15 protein-coding genes and 2 pseudogenes are annotated in these 18,551 nt (G+C 67.2%); 7 read left to right on the forward strand and 10 right to left on the reverse strand.

The window, feature by feature from the left end:
* Positions 1-6: 6 nt before the first annotated feature.
* Positions 7-681 (reverse strand): glutathione S-transferase family protein, encoded by a 675-nt coding sequence (locus N0K08_RS18195; RefSeq protein WP_261501813.1) that lies wholly within the window; start codon positions 679-681, stop codon positions 7-9.
* A gap of 146 nt (positions 682-827) precedes the next feature.
* Here N0K08_RS18195 and N0K08_RS18200 point away from each other — a divergent pair, with 146 nt between their 5' ends.
* The 5 genes and pseudogenes from N0K08_RS18200 to N0K08_RS18220 all read left to right on the forward strand — a co-directional run bounded on the left by N0K08_RS18200 (position 828) and on the right by N0K08_RS18220 (position 5,264).
* Entirely contained in the window at positions 828-1,220 is a 393-nt protein-coding gene (locus N0K08_RS18200) for a DUF2946 family protein (RefSeq protein ID WP_261501814.1), read from the forward strand.
* An 81-nt stretch (positions 1,221-1,301) separates the two neighbouring features.
* Entirely contained in the window at positions 1,302-1,802 is a 501-nt protein-coding gene (locus N0K08_RS18205; protein WP_261501815.1) for a copper chaperone PCu(A)C, read from the forward strand.
* 123 nt (positions 1,803-1,925) lie between these two features.
* Entirely contained in the window at positions 1,926-2,696 is a 771-nt protein-coding gene (locus N0K08_RS18210; RefSeq protein WP_261501816.1) for a PhaM family polyhydroxyalkanoate granule multifunctional regulatory protein, read from the forward strand.
* Between the two features lie 28 nt (positions 2,697-2,724).
* A pseudogene (locus N0K08_RS18215) lies at positions 2,725-4,080 on the forward strand (MFS transporter); the annotation flags it as partial.
* 83 nt (positions 4,081-4,163) lie between these two features.
* Positions 4,164-5,264: a zinc ribbon domain-containing protein gene (locus N0K08_RS18220; protein ID WP_261501817.1), complete on the forward strand. Its 1,101-nt coding sequence runs from the start codon at positions 4,164-4,166 to the stop codon at positions 5,262-5,264.
* On the opposite strand, the gene N0K08_RS18225 is transcribed toward N0K08_RS18220, so the two are convergent.
* On the reverse strand, positions 5,241-6,695 hold the full coding sequence (locus N0K08_RS18225; RefSeq protein ID WP_261501818.1) for a GGDEF domain-containing protein: 1,455 nt from the start codon (positions 6,693-6,695) through the stop codon (positions 5,241-5,243). The genes N0K08_RS18220 and N0K08_RS18225 overlap by 24 nt on opposite strands.
* A gap of 215 nt (positions 6,696-6,910) precedes the next feature.
* The gene (gene tgt / locus N0K08_RS18230) at positions 6,911-8,083 is read right to left on the reverse strand and encodes a tRNA guanosine(34) transglycosylase Tgt (RefSeq protein WP_261501889.1); all 1,173 of its coding nucleotides are present in this window, start codon (positions 8,081-8,083) and stop codon (positions 6,911-6,913) included.
* A 105-nt stretch (positions 8,084-8,188) separates the two neighbouring features.
* On the opposite strand from tgt, the gene N0K08_RS18235 reads away from it, so the two are divergent.
* The gene (locus N0K08_RS18235; RefSeq protein WP_261501819.1) at positions 8,189-8,677 is read left to right on the forward strand and encodes a universal stress protein; all 489 of its coding nucleotides are present in this window, start codon (positions 8,189-8,191) and stop codon (positions 8,675-8,677) included.
* A gap of 14 nt (positions 8,678-8,691) precedes the next feature.
* Here the strand turns inward: N0K08_RS18235 and N0K08_RS23320 are convergent.
* The 5 genes and pseudogenes from N0K08_RS23320 to N0K08_RS18255 all read right to left on the reverse strand — a co-directional run.
* A pseudogene (locus N0K08_RS23320) lies at positions 8,692-8,790 on the reverse strand (LytR/AlgR family response regulator transcription factor); the annotation flags it as partial.
* Between the two features lie 56 nt (positions 8,791-8,846).
* Positions 8,847-9,227: a hypothetical protein gene (locus tag N0K08_RS18240; RefSeq protein WP_261501820.1), complete on the reverse strand. Its 381-nt coding sequence runs from the start codon at positions 9,225-9,227 to the stop codon at positions 8,847-8,849.
* 97 nt (positions 9,228-9,324) lie between these two features.
* A complete protein-coding gene (locus N0K08_RS18245) occupies positions 9,325-10,500 on the reverse strand; it encodes a phospholipase A (protein WP_408642973.1) in 1,176 nt (391 codons plus the stop codon).
* Complete coding sequence (locus N0K08_RS18250; RefSeq protein ID WP_261501821.1) at positions 10,497-10,976, reverse strand: hypothetical protein; 480 nt, start codon at positions 10,974-10,976, stop codon at positions 10,497-10,499. The genes N0K08_RS18245 and N0K08_RS18250 overlap by 4 nt, the downstream gene beginning before the upstream one ends.
* 12 nt (positions 10,977-10,988) lie before the next feature.
* On the reverse strand, positions 10,989-13,058 hold the full coding sequence (locus N0K08_RS18255; RefSeq protein ID WP_261501822.1) for an ATP-dependent helicase: 2,070 nt from the start codon (positions 13,056-13,058) through the stop codon (positions 10,989-10,991).
* A gap of 253 nt (positions 13,059-13,311) precedes the next feature.
* Here N0K08_RS18255 and N0K08_RS18260 point away from each other — a divergent pair, with 253 nt between their 5' ends.
* Positions 13,312-14,262 carry an AEC family transporter gene (locus N0K08_RS18260; protein ID WP_261501823.1) on the forward strand — a complete coding sequence of 317 codons (951 nt, stop codon included), beginning with the start codon at positions 13,312-13,314 and terminating at the stop codon, positions 14,260-14,262.
* Between the two features lie 42 nt (positions 14,263-14,304).
* On the opposite strand, the gene N0K08_RS18265 is transcribed toward N0K08_RS18260, so the two are convergent.
* Complete coding sequence (locus N0K08_RS18265) at positions 14,305-15,345, reverse strand: asparaginase (protein WP_261501891.1); 1,041 nt, start codon at positions 15,343-15,345, stop codon at positions 14,305-14,307.
* Between the two features lie 443 nt (positions 15,346-15,788).
* A complete protein-coding gene (gene priA, locus N0K08_RS18270; protein WP_261501824.1) occupies positions 15,789-17,933 on the reverse strand; it encodes a replication restart helicase PriA in 2,145 nt (714 codons plus the stop codon).
* Between the last annotated feature and the right edge of the window lie 618 nt (positions 17,934-18,551).

Raw genomic sequence — 18,551 nt, forward strand, 5'->3', positions numbered from 1 at the left:
GGCGGATCAGGCGGCCGTTGCCGCAGCCGCCGCGCTGCGCGTCGCGTTGCGGGCCATCATGTCCGCGGTACTGGTCTTGCGGTCGGCCTGCAATTTCTGCACCGTGGGGCGCTCGCCCATGCGGGCCAGGTAGTCACGCACCGGCAGGTCGGCCAGCACATCGCGGCCGCCGACGATCTTGCTGGCGGCGCTGATCAGGGGCAGGTGGACGATGGCCGTGCAGTCGGCCAGGCTGAACTGCTCGCCGGCAATGAACGGGCTCCAGCGTGCGAGCTGGCCCAGGGCCTTGCTGCTTTTCTCGAGCTGGGCCATGCTGCGGTCGCGCACGTTGTCGCTGATCTTGCCGCCAAAAAAGGCCTGGGGATAGAGGTTGCGCGCCACCAGCTCCAGATGCAGGTCCAGGTACAGGCACAGCTCGCGCACCTTGGCGGCGGCAAAGGGGTCGGCCGGCAGCAGCGGGTGCGCGGGATGGGCGGCCTCGATGTATTCCAGCATCACGGCCGACTCGCTCAGCGGGCCCTGGGGCGTGATCATGTAAGGCACCTTGCCCAGCGGCGAAGCGCTGGGGTCGGTTTCACCGAGCCAGGCCAGCTTTTCTTCGAAGGCGACGCCTTTTTCGAGCAGGGCCAGCTTGACCTTGTTGTAGTAGTTGCTGGCAGAAAAACCGCAGAGCTGGAGCATGGGAGTCCTTTGTATCGTGGGGTGAAGAGGTGCAGGGCGTGGCGAGGTCGCGGTCGCTGCCACGCCATGCTATGCCAGCCTCCCCAGGCCGGGCGTCCCGCAGATGACGCAGGGCGGGCCTGCACGGACCTGCCTACAATGCGCTGATGTCCTGGCTGCGCTCCTCATCCTCCCTGGTCTTGCCTGCGCGGCAGGTCAGGCTGGTGCGCGCCACGTTGATCGCCTGGCTGCTGGTGCTGGCCGCGGGCCTGCTCGCGCCCTGGGCCCAGGCCCGCAGCCTGGAGTCCGTGTGTTCTGGCGCCGGTCCCGCGCGCTGGATACTGGGCCCGCAGGCGGACGGCCTGGCCCATGCCATGCACGGCCTCGACTGTCCGCTGTGCATGCCCCAGATGGCGGCGCCGCCCGCCGCTGCGCCCGCGCCAGTGGCCGCGCTGCCCCGTGTCACGCGGCCGCGGCGCCTGTCCTCGGTGGCCTGGGTGGCCGCGCCTTCGGCCTGCCCGCCGCCGGCGCGCGGCCCGCCCCACTTGGTCGTTGTCTGAAAACCCGGGCTGCCCGCGCTGAAGCGGCAGCCGATTTGCATTCACCGATCGAGGTCCCCGGGAGGGGACAGGAATATTGTCATGAAGAAAAACCACTGGATTTCGCCTTTCATCATCGCCACCGCCCTGTGGGCTGGTAACGCCATGGCCCACCCTGAAGCCGCCCACGTCGAAGTCGAAGGTGCCTGGGCCCGGGCCACGGTGCCGGGCCAGCAGGGCTCGGGCGCATTCATGCGCCTCACGGCCAAGGAGCCGCTGACGCTGGTGGCGGTGCGCACGCCAGCAGCCACCGTGGCCGAAGTGCACGAGATGAAGATGGACGGTGACGTGATGCGCATGCGCGCCCTCGCGGCATTGCCCCTGCCTGTGGGCCAGACGGTGGAACTCAAGCCCGGCGGCTACCACCTGATGCTGCAGCAGCTCAAGGGGCCGCTGGTCAAGGGCACGGAAGTGCCGGTGACGCTGGAGTTCCAGGCACCCGATGGCAAGCTGTCGCGCCTGCACCTGAAGCTGCCGGTGGCGACGTCGGCTCCTGCCGGCGCCAGCGCTCCCGCCGCCCATGGGCACGGCCACGCACACTGACGCGTATTTTCCAGGTGCGCCAACGGGCCGCGGGTAGAGTAAGCTCATGGCGCGTAAGCGCGTGCCGCACCCCGCTTGGGGGCGTTGCATGATGTCTGCAATTGACCCCAGCGAGGTGTTCTGATGAGCGATTCCAGCGGTTCCGATCCTTTTGGCTTTGCCAAATTCATTCCTGGCTTTGACTTTCTGCAAAGTCTGTCCCAGAGCGCGGCCGGGGCCGCAGGGGCTGCTCCCAGCGCGCCCTTGGCCGGGATGGCGCAGTGGATTGCGCCCACGGCCAGCGTGGAAGACATAGACAAGCGCATCCAGGAACTGCGTTCCGTGCAGTTCTGGCTGGAGCAAAACGGCCGTGCGCTGACCGCGACCATCCAGGCACTGGAAGTGCAGAAGATGACCCTGGCCACGCTGCAGAGCATGCAGGGCGGCCTCAGCGAGTGGGCCAAGGCCTCGCCGTTCAAGATGCCGGAAACCGGCGCGCCCGCCCCCGCGGCTGCGGCGGCTGCACCCAAGGCAGCGCCAGCGCCCTCCGCGCCACCGGCCCAGGATACGGCCGAGCCGCCCCAGGCGTCGGCCGCGGCGGCCATCGATCCCATGCAGTGGTGGGGTGCGCTGACCCAGCAGTTCCAGCAGATCGCGACCCAGGCCTTGCAAGAGCCTGCGGGGCAGAAAGCCATGGAAGCGGGCACGCAGATGGCCAGCGAATTGGCGCGCACCGCCATGCAGACCGCCACCGATCTGGCACAGGTCGTGCAACCCGCAGCGGCCCCGGTGAAACCCGCGCCAGCCAAGCCAGCGGCCCGCAAAGCCGCGCCCGCGGCCAAGAAGACGGCCGCACCGGCGGCCAAGAAGCCCGCGGCCAAGAAGGCGGCGGCGACCAAGACGCCGCGACGCTGAGCCGAACGGGGGGCCAGCCACGGGCACAATGCCGGCTGCTCACAAAGGATTGCCTGCAATGCATGACCCCGGCCAGCCCCGCCCCAACCAGTTCGCGCTGCTGCGCCAGCGCCGCTTCGGTCCTTTCTTCTGGACCCAGTTCGCGGGTGCGGCCAACGACAACCTGTTCAAGTTCGCGTTCACCGTGCTGGTGACCTACCAGCTGAGCGTGTCCTGGCTGCCGCCGTCGCATGCCGGCCTGGTCATAGGCGCGCTGTTCATTCTGCCCTTTCTGCTGTTCTCGGCGACGTCCGGCCAGTTGGCCGACAAGTGGGACAAGCGGCGCATTTTTCTGCTGACGAAAAACCTCGAGCTGGCGATCATGGCGCTGGTCGCCTGGGGCATGCTGGCGCGGAACGTGCCGCTGCTGCTGGCCTGCATTTTCCTGATGGGCGTGCATTCCACGCTGTTCGGGCCGGCGAAGTTCGCCTACCTGCCACAGGTGCTGTCGGAGCGCGAGCTCACGGGGGGCAATGGCATGGTCGAAATGGGCACTTTTGTCGCCATCCTGCTGGGCAATATGGCCGGCGGGCTGCTGGTGGCCGTGCCTGAAGTGGGCCATGCGCAGGTGGCCGTGGCCGGCCTGCTGCTGGCGCTGCTGGGACGTCTGTCGGCCCAGTTCATTCCCGCGGGGCCGGCCACCGACCCGGACCTGCGCGTCAACTGGAACCTGTTCAGTGAAACCTGGCGCAATCTGCAACTGGCACGCGAGCAGCCGGTGGTGTTTCGCTCGCTGCTGGGCATCAGCTGGATGTGGTTTTTCGGCGCGGTGTTTCTGAGCCAGTTCCCGGCGTTTGCCAAGGAAGTGCTCTACGGCAACGAGCAGGTCGCGTCCTTGCTGCTGGCGGTGTTTTCCGTGGGCGTGGGGGCTGGAGCGCTGCTGTGCGAGCGCTTGAGCCGCCAGCATGTGGAAATCGGCCTGGTGCCGCTGGGCGCGGTGGGCATGAGCCTGTTTGCCGCGGATCTGTACCTGGCGTCGCGCAGCCTGCCGGTCAGCCCCCTGATGGACATGGCGTCCTTCATGGCCCAGCCCGCGCACTGGCGGGTGGTGGCCGATCTGTTGCTGCTGTCGCTGTCGGTCGGGGTCTATAGCGTGCCCATGTACGCGCTGATCCAGTTGCGCAGCCAGCCCACGCACCGCGCGCGCATCATTGCAGCCAACAATATTCTGAATGCGCTGTTCATGGTCGCCAGCAGCCTGATCGCGGGTGCGCTGCTGTCCGCGGGCTGCAGCGTGCCGCAAGTCTTCCTGTTCACCGCCATCGCCAACCTGCTGGTGTCGTTTGCGGTGTTTCTGTGCGTGCCCGAATACCTGTCGCGTTGCGCGGCCTTGCTGCAGACCAGGCGCTGATCCAGGCCAGGGCTGCTGCCTGGCGGGCGTTTAACATGGGTTCATGAATGCAGGGGATGCCCCCAAGGAGAGATGCCGTGAGTAAAGCTTTGCGTTTGCCCGAGAAATGGTTTCGCCGCGGCCTGTGGCTGGTGGCGGTGGTGTTCGCCTGGTTCCTCGTCGGGCTGGGCAGCCTGGTGGTCGGCGATCTGCCGCAGGTGGAGTCACGGCAAAGCATAGAGAGCTTCATGCCGCCCGATCGCGTGGCGCAGGTCAAGCAGGAACAGAAGACGGCCGAGCAGGCCCGCGACCAGGCTGCTGCCGCGCTGGACCAGGCCGAGCTCCAGTACCGGGCCGCGCGCAAGGATTACACCGCGGCGCGCGAAGCTTTCGACAACTGGGTCGCCACGCGCAGTGCCACGCAGCGCGCCGACCAGGATGGCGAGCTGCTGTCCCGCACCCAGGCCCTGGACCGGCTCAAGGAGGCCGAGCGCCGCACCCGCCTGGCCGTGCAGGCGCAGCAGCAGCAGCAACTCGATGCCCAGCAGGCGCTGACCCGGGCCGAGGGCGCGTGGCAGGCCTTGAACGAAGGCGCGCGCGGCGCCTGGCAGGCAGCGCAGCGCGCGCAGGAATTGCGCGTATTCCTCTACCGCCTGGCACTGACGCTGCCGCTGCTGGTCGTCGCCGGCTGGCTGTTCGCCAAGAAGCGCCGCAGCACCTGGTGGCCTTTCGTCTGGGGCTTCATCTTTTTTGCGTTGTTCGCCTTCTTTGTTGAACTCGTCCCCTACCTGCCGGATTATGGCGGCTATGTGCGCTATATCGTCGGCATCGTGGTCACGGTGCTGCTGGGGCGCGCGGCCATCACGGCCTATAACCGCTACCTTGAACGGCAAAAGCGCCAGGAGGCCATGCCCGATGCCCAGCGCCGCGTGGAGCTCAGCTATGACGTGGCGCTGTCGCGGCTGGCCAAGGGCGTATGCCCGGGCTGCGAGCGCGGCGTCGACCTGAAGGACCCGGCCATCGATTTCTGCCCCCATTGCGGCATCGGCCTGTTTGACCGCTGCGTTCCCTGCCGTACGCGCAAAAGCACGTTCTCGCGCTATTGCCACGCCTGCGGCACGCCGGCCGCCCGGCCAGCGGCCCTGGAGCCGACGCCACCGCCAGTGCCAGTGCCTTCAGGCGAGGGGATTGACAGCTAGGTCGGCACGGGCCAGGTTGAGCTGCCAGCGATCACGGCCCGCGGCCTTGGCCTGGTAGAGCGCGGCATCGGCAGCGTGCAGCAGCCCCTCCAGCGTTTGCGGGCTGCCATCGGTCAAGACCAGGCCTATGCTCACCGTGGCCTGCAGCACGGCCCCACCAGGCAGGGCCAGGCGCTGGTCGCGCACGGCGGCGCAAATCCGCGTGGCCACCTGTTGGGCCGTGGCCGCCGGCACGCCAGGCAGAAGCACGGCAAATTCTTCTCCGCCCATGCGCCCCAGCAGGTCCTGGGGGCGCAGCACCTGGCTCACGGTCTGGGCCAGGGCGCACAGCAGGGCGTCGCCCGCGGGATGGCCATGGAGGTCATTGACCCGCTTGAAGTGGTCTATGTCCAGCATCAGCACGGCCGAAGGCACGGCCTGCCGGTGCAGGCGTTCGAGCAGGCGCTGGCCCTGGGACAGAAAAGCGCCGCGCGCCAGCGTACTCGTCAGGAAGTCGTGGTTCACGGCATGGTCGAGGCGACGCATCAGCTCGTTGCGCGCCACCTGGGAGCAGGCCACGGCCAACGGGCCCAGTGACAGCAGTGTCAGGCCCAGCCGCAGCGAAACGGCCGCCTCGAGGTGCAAGGGTGTGAAATCGAAAACGCCCATGGACACGGAAGCCACTTTCCAGGTGCAGACCAGCATGCTCAGCAAGGTGGTGGTGAACAGGCGGTAGCTCAGCGCGCACCACAGCAGCGCCGGAACGGTGAAGGCCAGCGCGCCCGGACCGCCCAGCGTGATGGCCGCGTATTCGGCGGCTATCACCGACAGCAGCGGCAGCAGGAGCAGCAGCGCGGCGCGCGCCGACGCGATGCGGGGCCAGAAGGCTTGGCCGCGGCCCGGGGCGCTGAGGATCAGCGGCACGATGAGCACGAAATTCATCAGCTCGGTGCTGAACCACATCAAGGCGGTTTGCGACCAGCTGTTGCGGAACAGCTGTGCGCCCGTGTCGGCACCGACCAGGGTCGAGCCCGCGGCGGCCAGGGCGCAGCCCGCGAACAGATACAGCGTCGAAGTCTGGCGCCGCAGCCCCAGCAGCGCGGGATGGAGGCGGTGCAGAAACCACCAGCCGCAGGCCACGCCGCAGAGGTTGGCTACCGACAGCCACAGCGCGGTAGGCAGCTCGCTGCCAGTGAGGCAGTCGGCGAGCACGAAGGCGGTCAGGGCCACGGCCCAGGCTTTCCAGTGGGCCAGCTGGGGCAGGCGCAGCAGCAGGCCCAGCATCAGCGCATTGGCGGGCCAGAACGAAGCCAGAAAACCGGTGGGACGGCTCAGGATGCCGACGATGCAGGCGGCAAACAGGCACAGTCCCAGCCCCAGGAAGGCCGCCGTCGAGGCGGGCGCTGTGGGCGAGCTGGCATGAGCCAGAGGGCCAGAAGGGGTGCGAGGCATGGCGTGAGCGGTAAACCCGAAGTCGCCCCAATGTAAGGCGCGCCGGCAAAAGCGTTTGTCAACTCTTGTCAGCTGGCACGCCAGTGCCACCCTCTCCACCGAAGGTTGAGAGGGAAGCGGTAAAGCCGGATGGGGGCGTTTTTCAGCGTTCGCGTCGCTCGCAGCCCCAGAAACCGGCCCGCCCCAAGCGGCGTCAGCCGCTCAGGGGGTGCCTCTTAAACCCCGCGCGCCCGATCCGCCTTGAACTGCGCGCGGAAGGCCGCGAACGTGCCGGCATCCAGTGCATCGCGCACTTCCTGCATCAGGTTCAGGTAGTAGTGCAGGTTGTGGATGGTGGCCAGCATGGGGCCGAGCATTTCGCCGCAGCGGTCCAGATGGTGCAGGTAGGCGCGCGAAAAGCCTTCGCGTCCGCCCTGGTCCCAGCTCACGCCCGAAGTGCCCGCGCAGGCGTGGCAGGTGCAGGTCGTGTCGATGGGCTGGTGGTCGGTCTTGTGGCGCGCATTGCGCAGCTTCAGGTCGCCAAAACGCGTGAAGATGGTGCCATTGCGCGCATTGCGCGTGGGCATCACGCAGTCGAACATGTCGACGCCGTCGGCCACGCCTTGCACCAGGTCTTCTGGCGTGCCCACGCCCATCAGGTAGCGCGGCTTGTGCGCCGGCAGGCGGTGCGGTGTATGGGCCATGATCTGCAGCATCAAGTCCTTGGGCTCGCCCACGCTCACGCCGCCGACGGCATAGCCGGGGAAGTCCATCTCGACCAGCGCGTCCAGCGATTCCTGGCGCAGGTTCTCGAACATGCCGCCCTGGACGATGCCGAACAGCGCGTTCGGGTTCTCCAGGCGCGCGAATTCATCCTTGGAACGCTGGGCCCAGCGGCGGCTCATCTCCATGGACTTGCGCGCTTCGGCCTGGGTGGTCAGGTGGCCCTTGGTTTCGTAAGGCGTGCACTCGTCGAGCTGCATCACGATGTCGGAATTGAGCGTGGTCTGGATCTGCATGCTCACTTCGGGCGACATGAACAGCTTGTCGCCGTTCACGGGCGAAGCAAAGTGCACGCCTTCCTCGGTGATCTTGCGCATCGCGCCCAGGCTCCAGACCTGAAAGCCGCCCGAGTCGGTCAGGATGGGCTTGTTCCACTTCTCGAAGTCGTGCAGGCCGCCGAAGCTTTCCATGATGTCCAGCCCGGGGCGCATCCACAGGTGGAACGTATTGCCCAGGATGATTTGCGCGCCCATTTCTTCCAGGCTGCGCGGCATCACACCCTTGACGGTGCCATAGGTGCCCACGGGCATGAAGATCGGGGTCTGGACCACGCCATGGTTGAGCGTGAGCGTGCCACGGCGCGCGTGGCTGGAGGGGTCGTTTTGGAGGAGTTCGAACTGCAGCATGGGCGCCATTGTCCCAGACTGCTTGCGAACCACGGATCATGGGGAAAAGCCGCAAGGCTGGCTGCGGTCTTACACTGGGGCTTGGACAACACCCAGGAGGCCTACATGCTCAGAGTCATGATTGCAGTCGATGGATCGGAACCCTCGCTGGACGCAGTGCGCCATGGCGTGCGGCTGGTGCGCCAGGGCTTGCACGCCTGTCTGGTGCTGGCCCATGTGCAGCAGGAAGCTTCGTTTTTCGAGCTGGCCACCCAGGACCCTGACCTGATCGCCGGTGCCAGCGTGGCGGCCGGTCAGCACCTGATGGCGCCGGCCGTGGCCCTGGTCGAAGCCAGTGGCGCCATCTATGAAACCGAAGTCGGCCTGGGCGAGCCCGCGGCCACACTGGTCGACATTGCCGAGCGCAGCGGTTGCGAAATGATCATCATCGGCGCGCTGGGCCAGGGCGGCGTGCGGCGGACCTTGCTGGGCTCGGTGTCCCGCGAAGTCGTGCACCTGAGTTCCGTGCCGGTGACCATCGTCAAGCCGGCCGATCCGCAGGATCTGGTCGATGTGGTCGAGGCGGAGGCGGAAGTCGAAGGTGATGGCGACTGAGCGCCATCCGCTGCTCACATTGCCTTGAACAGATGGGCGTAGAGGCGGCTCACGGGCAGCTTGCCCGCCTCGTCGCGCGTCACGGTGGTGATGGCGCTGACGCGGGCTATGGAGCAGACTGTGTCGCAGCGCGACTGGCGGCGCCAGCGGCTTGCGACGAAATGCGGCCCTAAGCGCGCCGGCCCTGGGCAGGCGCCTGCCATTTGCCATGCGGCAGGCTGGCCAGGCGGTGGAACATGCGCCGGCAGTAGCCGCGGATGCGCAGGCAGTTGTTGATTTCATCGATGGGCAGCGGGCCGGAGACGACGATGATGTCGTCGGCCGAGTCCCAGGCCCCGGCGGCGCGCAGACGCCGGCGGGCGGTCAGCGCCCAGGAATGGATGCGCGTGGGCGTGCCGTGCTCGTGCACTTCGCCGGTGTACAGGTCGAAAGCGATGGCGACGGTCTCTGTCCTGAGCCGAAAGCGGCGCTCGCCCGTGACGCTGCTGGGCGTGTCGCGCATGTCGTACAGGTAGTAGTGGCCGGCCTTGAGCTGGTATTGCAGATCCATCGTTCCTCCTTCAAACGCCATTTTGCGGGGAACAGGGGCCTTGGCAAAGCCGGGAAAGCGCTGCCAAAGCCCTGTTGTTTGCTGCGGAGTCTTCGTCTCAGAAATCCAGTAGGCTCAAACCCACGCTGAACACCGTGCGCTTGCGGTTGTAGTCGATCAGGCTGTCGCCATAGCCCGAGAACAGCTGCGTATGCAGGCGCAGGTTGCTGCGTCCACCGCCCAGGCCTTCGCCCAGCGTGCGCATCCACTCCAGCCGCATCGAGCCGCGCGGGGTCGCGCCCAGCGAACTGCGCACCGTGGCGCTCAAGGTGTGGACCTTGTTGGGATTCCAGACGGCGGTCAGTTCGGAGCGGCCGATGTAGTTGCTGATGTCGGGGTTGTCGTCATTGCCCGCGCTTTCGTTGATGCGCTTCCAGATACGGCCGGTGAGCACCCAGTCATTGCCTTTTTCCAGGCCGGTCATCAAGTACCAGCGGTTCCAGCTGCGCGACAGCGGCAGGCTTTGGCCGTTGGACTGGTGCACCAGCCCGACGCCGCCATAGGCCCAGTTCCAGCCGCCGGGCAATGCCTTGGACAGCGGATAGATGTACAGCACTTCGGGCTCGTGGTCGGTGGTGCGAAACGGCCGCGAGAGATCCGGGCTGAACACCTGCCAGTACGACTGCTGGGTGTAGCCGAACCACAGCGAATCCTTGCGCTCGGGCGTGTGGGCCAGCAGGCCTTTGGCCAGTTTGGTGCGCACCGAAATATTGAGGCGGGTTTCGACGTGGCGGTAGTCGGTTTCGGTCGTGCTCTGGTGGTCGGGCGAGGGCGAGGAGGGCTGGCGATTGACGCTGCTTGACGTCACCACCGCGACCGACACCGGTCGGTAGCCGCGCAGCGTGAATGTGTCGCAGTCCGTGCCTTCGGTCAGCTCCCAGAAGCGGGTCAGCGGGCTGTACTTGGCATCGTTGCAGCCACGCACCACCGGGTCGGCCGGCATGGGGTCGGCCGTGAGCGGCGCCGCCGACGTGGTCACGATGGGGGCTGGTTCGGGCAGGGGAGGCTGGTTCGTCTGGGCCTGGGCGCTGGCCGCGGGGGCCTGCCAGGGCTGCTGTTCGGCCCATTGGTCAAAGCAGGCCAGGCGCGCCTTGCCGTCGTCGGCCGCCATGCACAGCCGCCAGGCATCGGCAGGCATGCTCGCCGGTGCGGCGGTATTCGGTACATGGCTCGCGGCGAATGCCGGCAGGGCCAGAAGGCCCCAGGCTGCGAGGGCGGTTGCGCGGACCCTCATGGGGACGGCTGCTTGCGCAGCACGAACGAAAGCGTGAGAGGGGGTTGTTCCTGGGACCATGTTCCGCGAATCTCCTTGCCGCAACTGCCTTGCACGACCTGGCCTATCCAGGTCGCGCTGATATTTTTTCCGTTGACCGATTCTTCGAGCGTGAAGTCGCCGTCATCGACGTCGCCCGCGACCAGGGCCTGGGTGCCGGGGCGCAGCACGCGGCCGCGCACGCTGGCCAGGAGTTCGGGGTGGGGTGTGAGTTCAAGCTGTGCCGTGGTGGGCAGCGCCTGCAGCGGCGAAGCCTGGGCGGCGGGCGTGGCGAATTGCGCGGTCCAGTGGCCCAGCAGCTCGCGCTGGCTGGTATCGGCGGCGTCGGTGCAGGTGGTTTGCGCGTGGGCGCGGCCGGCATAGGCGGCGCCCAGGCCGGCCGCGAGGCAGAGCAGGGCCGCAACCCGGCGAAGAGAAAGCAAAGAGGACAAAGGCATGGCGATCAGGGGTCAGGGGGCAGGCGCTTGCGAAGCAGCGGCCTTGCGGGCAAATTCGGCGCGCAGCTGGCGCAATTTCTCCCGCGGATCTTCGCGGGCGGTGGACTGGTCCAGTCCCATTTCCTTGATGAAGCGGCTGGGCATGGCGGCGACCATTTCGCGGCCTTTCTTGCGGCGCTTGGTCCAGCTCACGGCCAGGGTGCGCTGGGCGCGGGTAATGCCCACGTACATCAGCCGGCGCTCTTCCTGCAGTCGCAGGGCGGTTTCGTCGCTGACTTTTTCCTGGCGACCGTTGTCGTCGTCGAGCTTGAACGGCAGCATGCCTTCGGTCACGCCGACCAGGATCACATGCGGCCATTCCAGGCCCTTGGACGCGTGCAGCGTCGACAGGATCACCATGTCCTGCTCTTTCTCGCGTTCGCTGATGGTGGAGAGCAGGGCAATGGTCTGCGAGACTTCGAGCAGGCTTTTCTTCTCGCTGGTGATGGTGCTGCCGCTGGTGTCGTCGATCTGGCCGCCCGCGCGCTGGGACATCCAGTCGCAGAACTCCAGCACATTGTTCCAGCGCGCGGCGGCCACGGTGGCGCTGTCCTCGCTGTCGTAGATGTGCTGCTCGTAGTCGATTTCCTTGAGCCACTCGGCGAGGAAGGCGCGCGAATCCTCGGCGCCCAGCGTGTGGCGGGCGCGGTATTCGAGGTCGTTCACGTAGCGGCCGAACTCCATCACGCTGTCATGGGCCTTGGTCGGCAGCACGGCGGGCAGCATATGGCTGAACAGCGCACCGAACATGCTGAGCTTGTGCTGGGTGGAGAACTCGCCGAGCTTGCCCAGGGTGGTGTGGCCTATGCCGCGCTTGGGCGAAGTGATGGCGCGCAGGAACGCCGGGTCGTCGTCGTTGTTGATCCACAGCCGGAACCAGGCGCAGAGGTCCTTGACTTCGGCGCGGTCGAAAAAGCTGGTGCCGCCCGAGACCTTGTAGGGAATCGCGGCCTTGCGCAGCGCCTTCTCGAAGGGCTTGGCCTGGTGGTTGGCGCGGTAGAGGATGGCGAAGTCCTTCCAGTCCGGCGGCGGGTTGCTGGCCGCGCGCAGGCCCTGGATGCGGGCCACGGCGCGCTCGGCTTCGTGCTCTTCGGAGTCGGCATCGATTATGCGCACCGGCTCGCCTTCGCCCAGTTCGGAAAACAAGGTCTTGGGGTAGAGCTTGGGATTGGGCTGGATCACATTGTTGGCCGCGCGCAGGATGGCGCTGGTCGAGCGGTAGTTCTGCTCGAGCTTGATGACCTTGAGCTGCGGGTAGTCCAGCGGCAGCTTCTTGAGGTTGTCCAGCGTCGCGCCGCGCCAGCCGTAGATCGACTGGTCGTCATCGCCCACGGCGGTGATGCGACCGCGCTCGCCGATCAGCAGCTTGAGCAGCTCGTACTGCGTGGCATTGGTGTCCTGGTACTCGTCGACCAGCACATGGCCCAGCAGGTTCTGCCATTTCTCGCGCACTGCCGCGTGGTCGCGCAGCAGGCGCAGCGGCATGCCGATCAGGTCGTCGAAGTCCACGCTCTGGTAGGCCGTGAGGCGCTCTTCGTAGCGCGCCATCAGCAGCGCGATGCTGCGCTCGCTGTCGTCCTGGGCCATGGCCAGCGCTTCGCGGCTGTCGTAACCCATGTTCTTCCACTTGCTGATGGTCCACTGCCATTGGCGCGCCGTGGCCACGTCGGTGGTGCCGCCGGCCGCGTCCTTGAGGATGCTCACCACATCGTCGGAATCGAGGATGCTGAACTGGGGCTTGAGGCCCAGCGCCTGGCCGTCCTCGCGCACCATCTTCACGCCCAGGGCGTGGAAAGTGCAGATCAGCACATCCTTGGCCGCCCGGCCGATCAGGCCCTTGGCGCGCTCGCGCATTTCGGCGGCCGCCTTGTTGGTGAAGGTGATGGCGGCGATGCGCTTGGGGGAAAGGCCGGTGTCTATCAGTCGACCGATCTTGTGCGTGATCACCCGCGTCTTGCCCGAGCCGGCGCCAGCGAGCACCAGGCAGGGGCCTTCGGTGTAGTGGACCGCTTGGAGTTGGGCAAGGTTGAGACCGGCGGACATATAGGCAGACAGACAGAAAAGGGAGGGTGACAAGACAGGCTGGTGGGGCGGCGCGGGGGAGAGAGCGTCCGGGAGCCGCATCAGGCCAGGTGCCCATGATACTGGCCGACCGCATCCTCTGGTGTTGTTGCTTGCCAAGGCCTGGGGCCTTGCGCGGGTGTGTCACAGCGGTAACACTTCGTGCGCAGCCGCTGCGCCTATGCTGGCGCTGGCCGCCGTTTTGACCGTCTTTCTTTCTTACCTTTGTGTCACCGTGCTGTCCGTCCTGCTGCTCACTTCTCCGTTTTTTGCGCTGGTACTGTGTGGTTTCGCGGCGACCCGCTGGGGCCTGCTGCCGCTGCCGGCGATTGCCGGACTGAACAGCTTTGTGCTGTATTTCGCCCTGCCTTGCATGCTGTACCGCTTTGGCGCGGCCACGCCCATCGCGCAATTGCTGGACCCGGCCGTGGCCGGCGTCTACCTGACCTGCGGCCTGGTGATGGTGGGCGCCGTGGTGGTGCTCACGCACCGCCGCCAGGGGTGGAACGACGCGGCTTTCGGCGCGCTGGTCACCGCGTTTCCCAACACCGGCTTCATGGGCGTGCCGCTGCTGGTGGCCCTGCTGGGCGCGCACAGCGCGGGACCGGTGATCGTGACCATGGCGGTGGACATGCTGGTCACTACCTCGCTGTGCATTGCGCTGTCGCGGCTGGGCCATCCGGGCGGCGCCTGGGTGGCGCTGCGCAATGCGCTCAAAGGCATGGCCGCCAACCCCATGCCCTGGGCCATCGCGCTCGGCGCCCTGGCTTCGTGGGCGCAATGGATGCTGCCCGCGCCCGTGGAGCAGACCGTGGCCATGCTCGCCGGCGCGGCCTCGCCGGTGGCGCTGTTCACCATAGGCGCGGTGCTGGCGCGCTCGCAGATGAACCAGAGCGAGCGCGTGCCGGCGCGCGACTATGTGCCGCTGGCCCTGGCCAAGCTGCTGCTGCACCCGCTGCTGGTGTGGCTGGGCGGTCGCGCGGCCATCGCCCTGGGCGTGCCGCTGTCCGAACAGGCGCTGGTCGTGCTGGTGCTGCTGTCAGCCCTGCCCAGCGCCAGCAACGTCGTTTTGCTGACCGAGCGCTTCGGCGCCCATGGCGGGCGCGTGGCGCGCATCATCCTGGTCAGCACGGCGCTGGCCTTTCTGACGTTCTCGGGCGCCGTGGCGTTGATGACGCGCGGCTGACACCGCGTCAGAAACTGGCGCGGCCCAGCTCAGAGGGTGCCTCTAATACTCCCAGAAAATGCGCTGCAGCTCGCGCGTGTCGCGCGTCTGCGTCAGCGCCACGGCCGTGAGCAGCCTGGCCTTTTGCGGGTTCAGGTCGTGGGCCACGACCCAGCCGTACTTGTCGTCGGGTTGCTCGGCATTGCGCAGCACGAAGCCGCCGGGAATGCGTGAGCTGCGGACGATGACCACCCCCTTGCCGCGCAGGTCGTTGAGGCGGGGCACGATGCGGTCGGCCACCGAGCCGTTGCCTGTGCCCGCGTGGACGATGGCCTGCACGCCGGCCGCGCCCAGCGCGTCGATGGCCGTGCTCGGTACGTTGCCGTAGCTGTAGACGATGTCGACGGCCGGCAGGGTCTGGATGCGGTCGATGCTGAATTCGCTGGCGCTGGTGTGGCGTTTGATGGGGGCGCGGAACCAGTAGGTCTTGCCTTCGACCACCATGCCCAGCGGCCCCCAGGGACTGCCGAAGGCGCTGGTCTTGATGTTGACCAGCTTGGCCACGTCGCGCGCGGTGTGGATTTCATCGGCCATGCTGACCAGCACGCCCTTGCCCACGGAGTCCGGGCTGGCGGCCACGCTCACGGCGCCCAGCAGGTTGAGCGCACCATCGGCCGAGAGGGAGGTGCCCGGGCGCATGGAGCCGACGAGCACGATGGGCTTGTCGGTCTGCACCACGAGGTTGAGGAAAAATCCGGTTTCTTCCAGCGTGTCCGTGCCGTGGGTGATGACAATGCCTTGCACATCCGGCTGGCGCACCAGCGCCTGCACGCGACGGGCCAGCGTCAGCAAATGCTGGTTGGTGAAGCTTTCCGAGGCGATCTGGAACACCTGCTCGCCCGACACCCGCGCGACCTTGCCCAGCTCGGGCAGGCCGATGAGCAATTGCTCCACGGGCACCTTGGCGGCCTGGTAGGTGGCGCTGCTCGCGGTCGAGGCGCCCGCGCCGGCGATGGTGCCGCCCGTGGCCAGCACCACCACATGGGGCAGGGCGGGCGCAGGCGCCGCGGCAACGGGGGCTGGCGCGGCCATGGGCGTCGGCATGGTACTCGCCTGTGCGTCCTGCGTGCTGGAAGGCGGGGCCGTCGTGCACGCGCTCAGAACCAGGACGGCGCTGCACAGGGCAAGGCGCCACAGAGGTGGGGGGGAAGCATTCATGGTGAAAGACTCCAGCACAGGATGGTTCGCGCCTCGGCGGCACCGCAGCGCACCAGCCAAGGCGCCAGGATGTACCGCCGTGGCCGTATTGGCAAGGCCCAAAGCCATGGGCCTGTCATGCCTTTGACACTAGGGCGATAGCCAGTGCAGCTGGCGCGCCTCAGCCCAAGGGGGGGCATTTGTTCAGCGCTCGCATCGTTCACAGGCAACGCAACTGGCGCGCCCCAGCAAGGGGGCAGCGAGCAAGCGCCGCCGCGCAGCGAGGCTGCCGCCCCCCTCCACCGCAGGATGAGAGGGGGGAGCGGCGTAAGCCGCTCAGGGGGTGCGTTCTATATAGCCAGCGGATCCACATCCACCAGCCAGCGCACCAGCGGCCGGTGCTCGGGCTGGGCGCGCAACTGGTGCAGCAGCGGTTGCCAGGCATGCAGGAAGCGCTGCAGCGCCGTGCGGTCCAGGCTTTCGAGCAGCATTTGCGCGCGCTCGACGTTGGCCACGCGCTGGATGGTCATGGGAATCGGCGGGAAAAGAAACACGTCATCCAGACCGGGCAGCTGGGCGTCGCGCGCGGCCTGGCTGGCGGCGCGCAGAAACGCCTGAGCGTCTTCCTGGGTGCGGGCATCGGCGCGCACCAGCGCCTGGTAGGCAAAAGGCGGCATGCCCGCGTCTGCGCGTTCCTGCAGCTGCTGCGCGGCGAACGCCGGGTAGTCATGGCTGCGCAGGGCCGTGAACACCGCGTGCTGCGGATCGCGCGTCTGTATCCACATTTCGGCGCGGCTGCCGTTGGCCAGCAGGTAGTCGGCGTCGCGCCCGGCCCGGCCGGCGGCCTGCATCAGCAGGCAGAACAGCCGCTCGGACGCGCGGTAGTCGTTGGAGAACAGCGCGTTGTCGGGCTGCACGGCGGCGACCAGGGTGATGCGCCGGAAGTCATGGCCCTTGGCCACCATCTGCGTGCCGACCAGCACGTCGATGTCGCCGGCATGCATTTGCGCCAACTGCTCTTCCAGCGCGCCCTTGGCCTTGGTGGTGTCGGCATCGATGCGGGCCACGCGCGCGGGTTCGTGGTCGGGGCGTTGCACGTTGCGCAGCAGGCGCGCGAGCTCCTCCTCGAGCTGCTCCGTGCCCTTGCCCAGCGGCAGGATGTCGGGGTTGCCGCAGGAAGGGCAGGCCACGGGCACGCGCTGGGTGAAGCCGCAGTGGTGGCAGCGCAGCGTGCGGTCGCCCTTGTGGAACACCTGGTGGGCGCTGCAATGCGGGCAGTCGCTTTTCCATTCGCAGTCGGCGCAGTACAGCACGGGCGCGAAGCCGCGGCGGTTGAGCAGCACCAGGCTTTGCTCGCCGCGCTGCACCCGCTCGGTGATGGCCGCCATCAGCGGTGGGGAGAACACCGCCCGTTTGGGCTGCTGCGTCATGTCGACCAGTCGCACCTTGGGCAGGGCCGCGGCGCCGATGCGGCTGGGCATGTGCAGCCGCAGGTAGCGTCCGCCCTGCGGGTCGTCCTCGGACGGCGGGCGGCTGGCGTGCCAGCTTTCGAACGACGGCGTGGCGCTGCCCAGGATGATCTGCGCCCCCTGGGCGCGCGCGCGCCAGATGGCCAGGTCGCGCGCCGAGTAGCGCGCGCCTTCCTGCTGCTTGTAGCTCGCATCGTGCTCTTCGTCGACGACGATCACTTTGAGGCCTGGCAGGCTGGCAAACACCGCCATGCGCGTGCCCAGCACGATGCGGGCGGCGCCGGTGTGCGCGGCCAGCCAGCTCTTGAGGCGCTGGGGACCGGTCATGCCGCTGTGCATGCTGACCACGGCGCCCGCACCGTACTGCGGCGCAAAGCGCTCGATGAAGCGGGCTTCGAGCTGGGGCGTGAGGTTGATTTCGGGCACCATCACCAGCGCCTGGGCCGTGGGGTCGGCGTCGAGCGCGGTCTGCACACAGCGCAGGTAGACCTCGGTCTTGCCGCTGCCGGTGCTGCCGTAGAGCAGGAACGGCCGCTCACCGGCCTTGCCGGCCGCGATCTGTTCGACCACCTGTTGCTGCTCGGCGCTGAGCGCCACCAGGGGCAGCGGCGCGGCGACTGCCTGCGCCGCGGCAGCGGTCTTGGGTACCTTGGCCGGCTTGAGGCGCCGCGCCAGCTGCTCGCTCGACAGCTCGCGCAGCTGCGGTGGCAGTGCCGCCATGGCGATTTCGCCAATGCTGCGCTGGTAGTAGCGTGCGGCGAAAGCCACCAGCCGGCGCCAGGCGTCGGGCAGGGGCGTGATCCCTTCGAGCACGCTGGCCACGGCCCGCAACTGCGTGCCTTCGGGCAGGGCCTGGGCATCACCGGGGCTGTCCCAGACCACGCCCAGCATTTCGCGTCGGCCCAGCGGCACCCGCACCAGCGTTCCCGGCGGCAGGGGGCTGCCGGCCGCATAGGTCAGCAGATGGCCGACGCCGCTATGGGCCGGCATTTGCAGGGCGATGTGGACGGGGAAAAGGGCGGACATGGTGGACAGCAGGCTGGGGGCCGCGCAGCAGGGGAACATGCTGGGGTGGGGAATCCGGTGATTCCCCAGTTTCCGCGGTTTTCTGTGGATAACTTTGTGGGGATTGTGGGGCCAGGCGGGGGCAAGTGGACCGGCGTATCGCGGGAGCTTCACCTCGGGTATTTCAGGATTACAAGGAATATTCTTATAAAACAATAGCTTGCATGCGTGGCCCAGAGCCTGTCACAGTGCTGAAATGGTCTGAAAATAGAGGCTGTCGCTCGCAGATTAATGTGCATAAGTCGACAAGGGGGGCGGTGTCAAGAGCCTTTAACCCCCGCTTTTTTGCGACCAGAGGCGACGGCTTTGCAGGAAAATCCGACAAACCCGCTGCAAGTCCTTGATTTCAGGGCTTTTTTGCCGGCCTGTCGAGAAATCTGTGGATAACTTTGTGCACAAGGGCTGGCGACCAGGGCGCAATACCCGCGCTGCTTTGGATAGGCTGGCTTTGGTGCCACCTGGCGCGTAAAAAAATCTCTTTTTAAATCAACGACTTATATATCTCTGTCGGATCTTTTACTTGCCGCCCTGTTGCTGCACCAAGCTGGATCAACGCATGCGTGCATGCCCCAGCGCTGT

The sequence above is a fragment of the Acidovorax bellezanensis genome (genome assembly GCF_025421555.1).
Classification (GTDB): domain Bacteria; phylum Pseudomonadota; class Gammaproteobacteria; order Burkholderiales; family Burkholderiaceae_C; genus Comamonas; species Comamonas bellezanensis.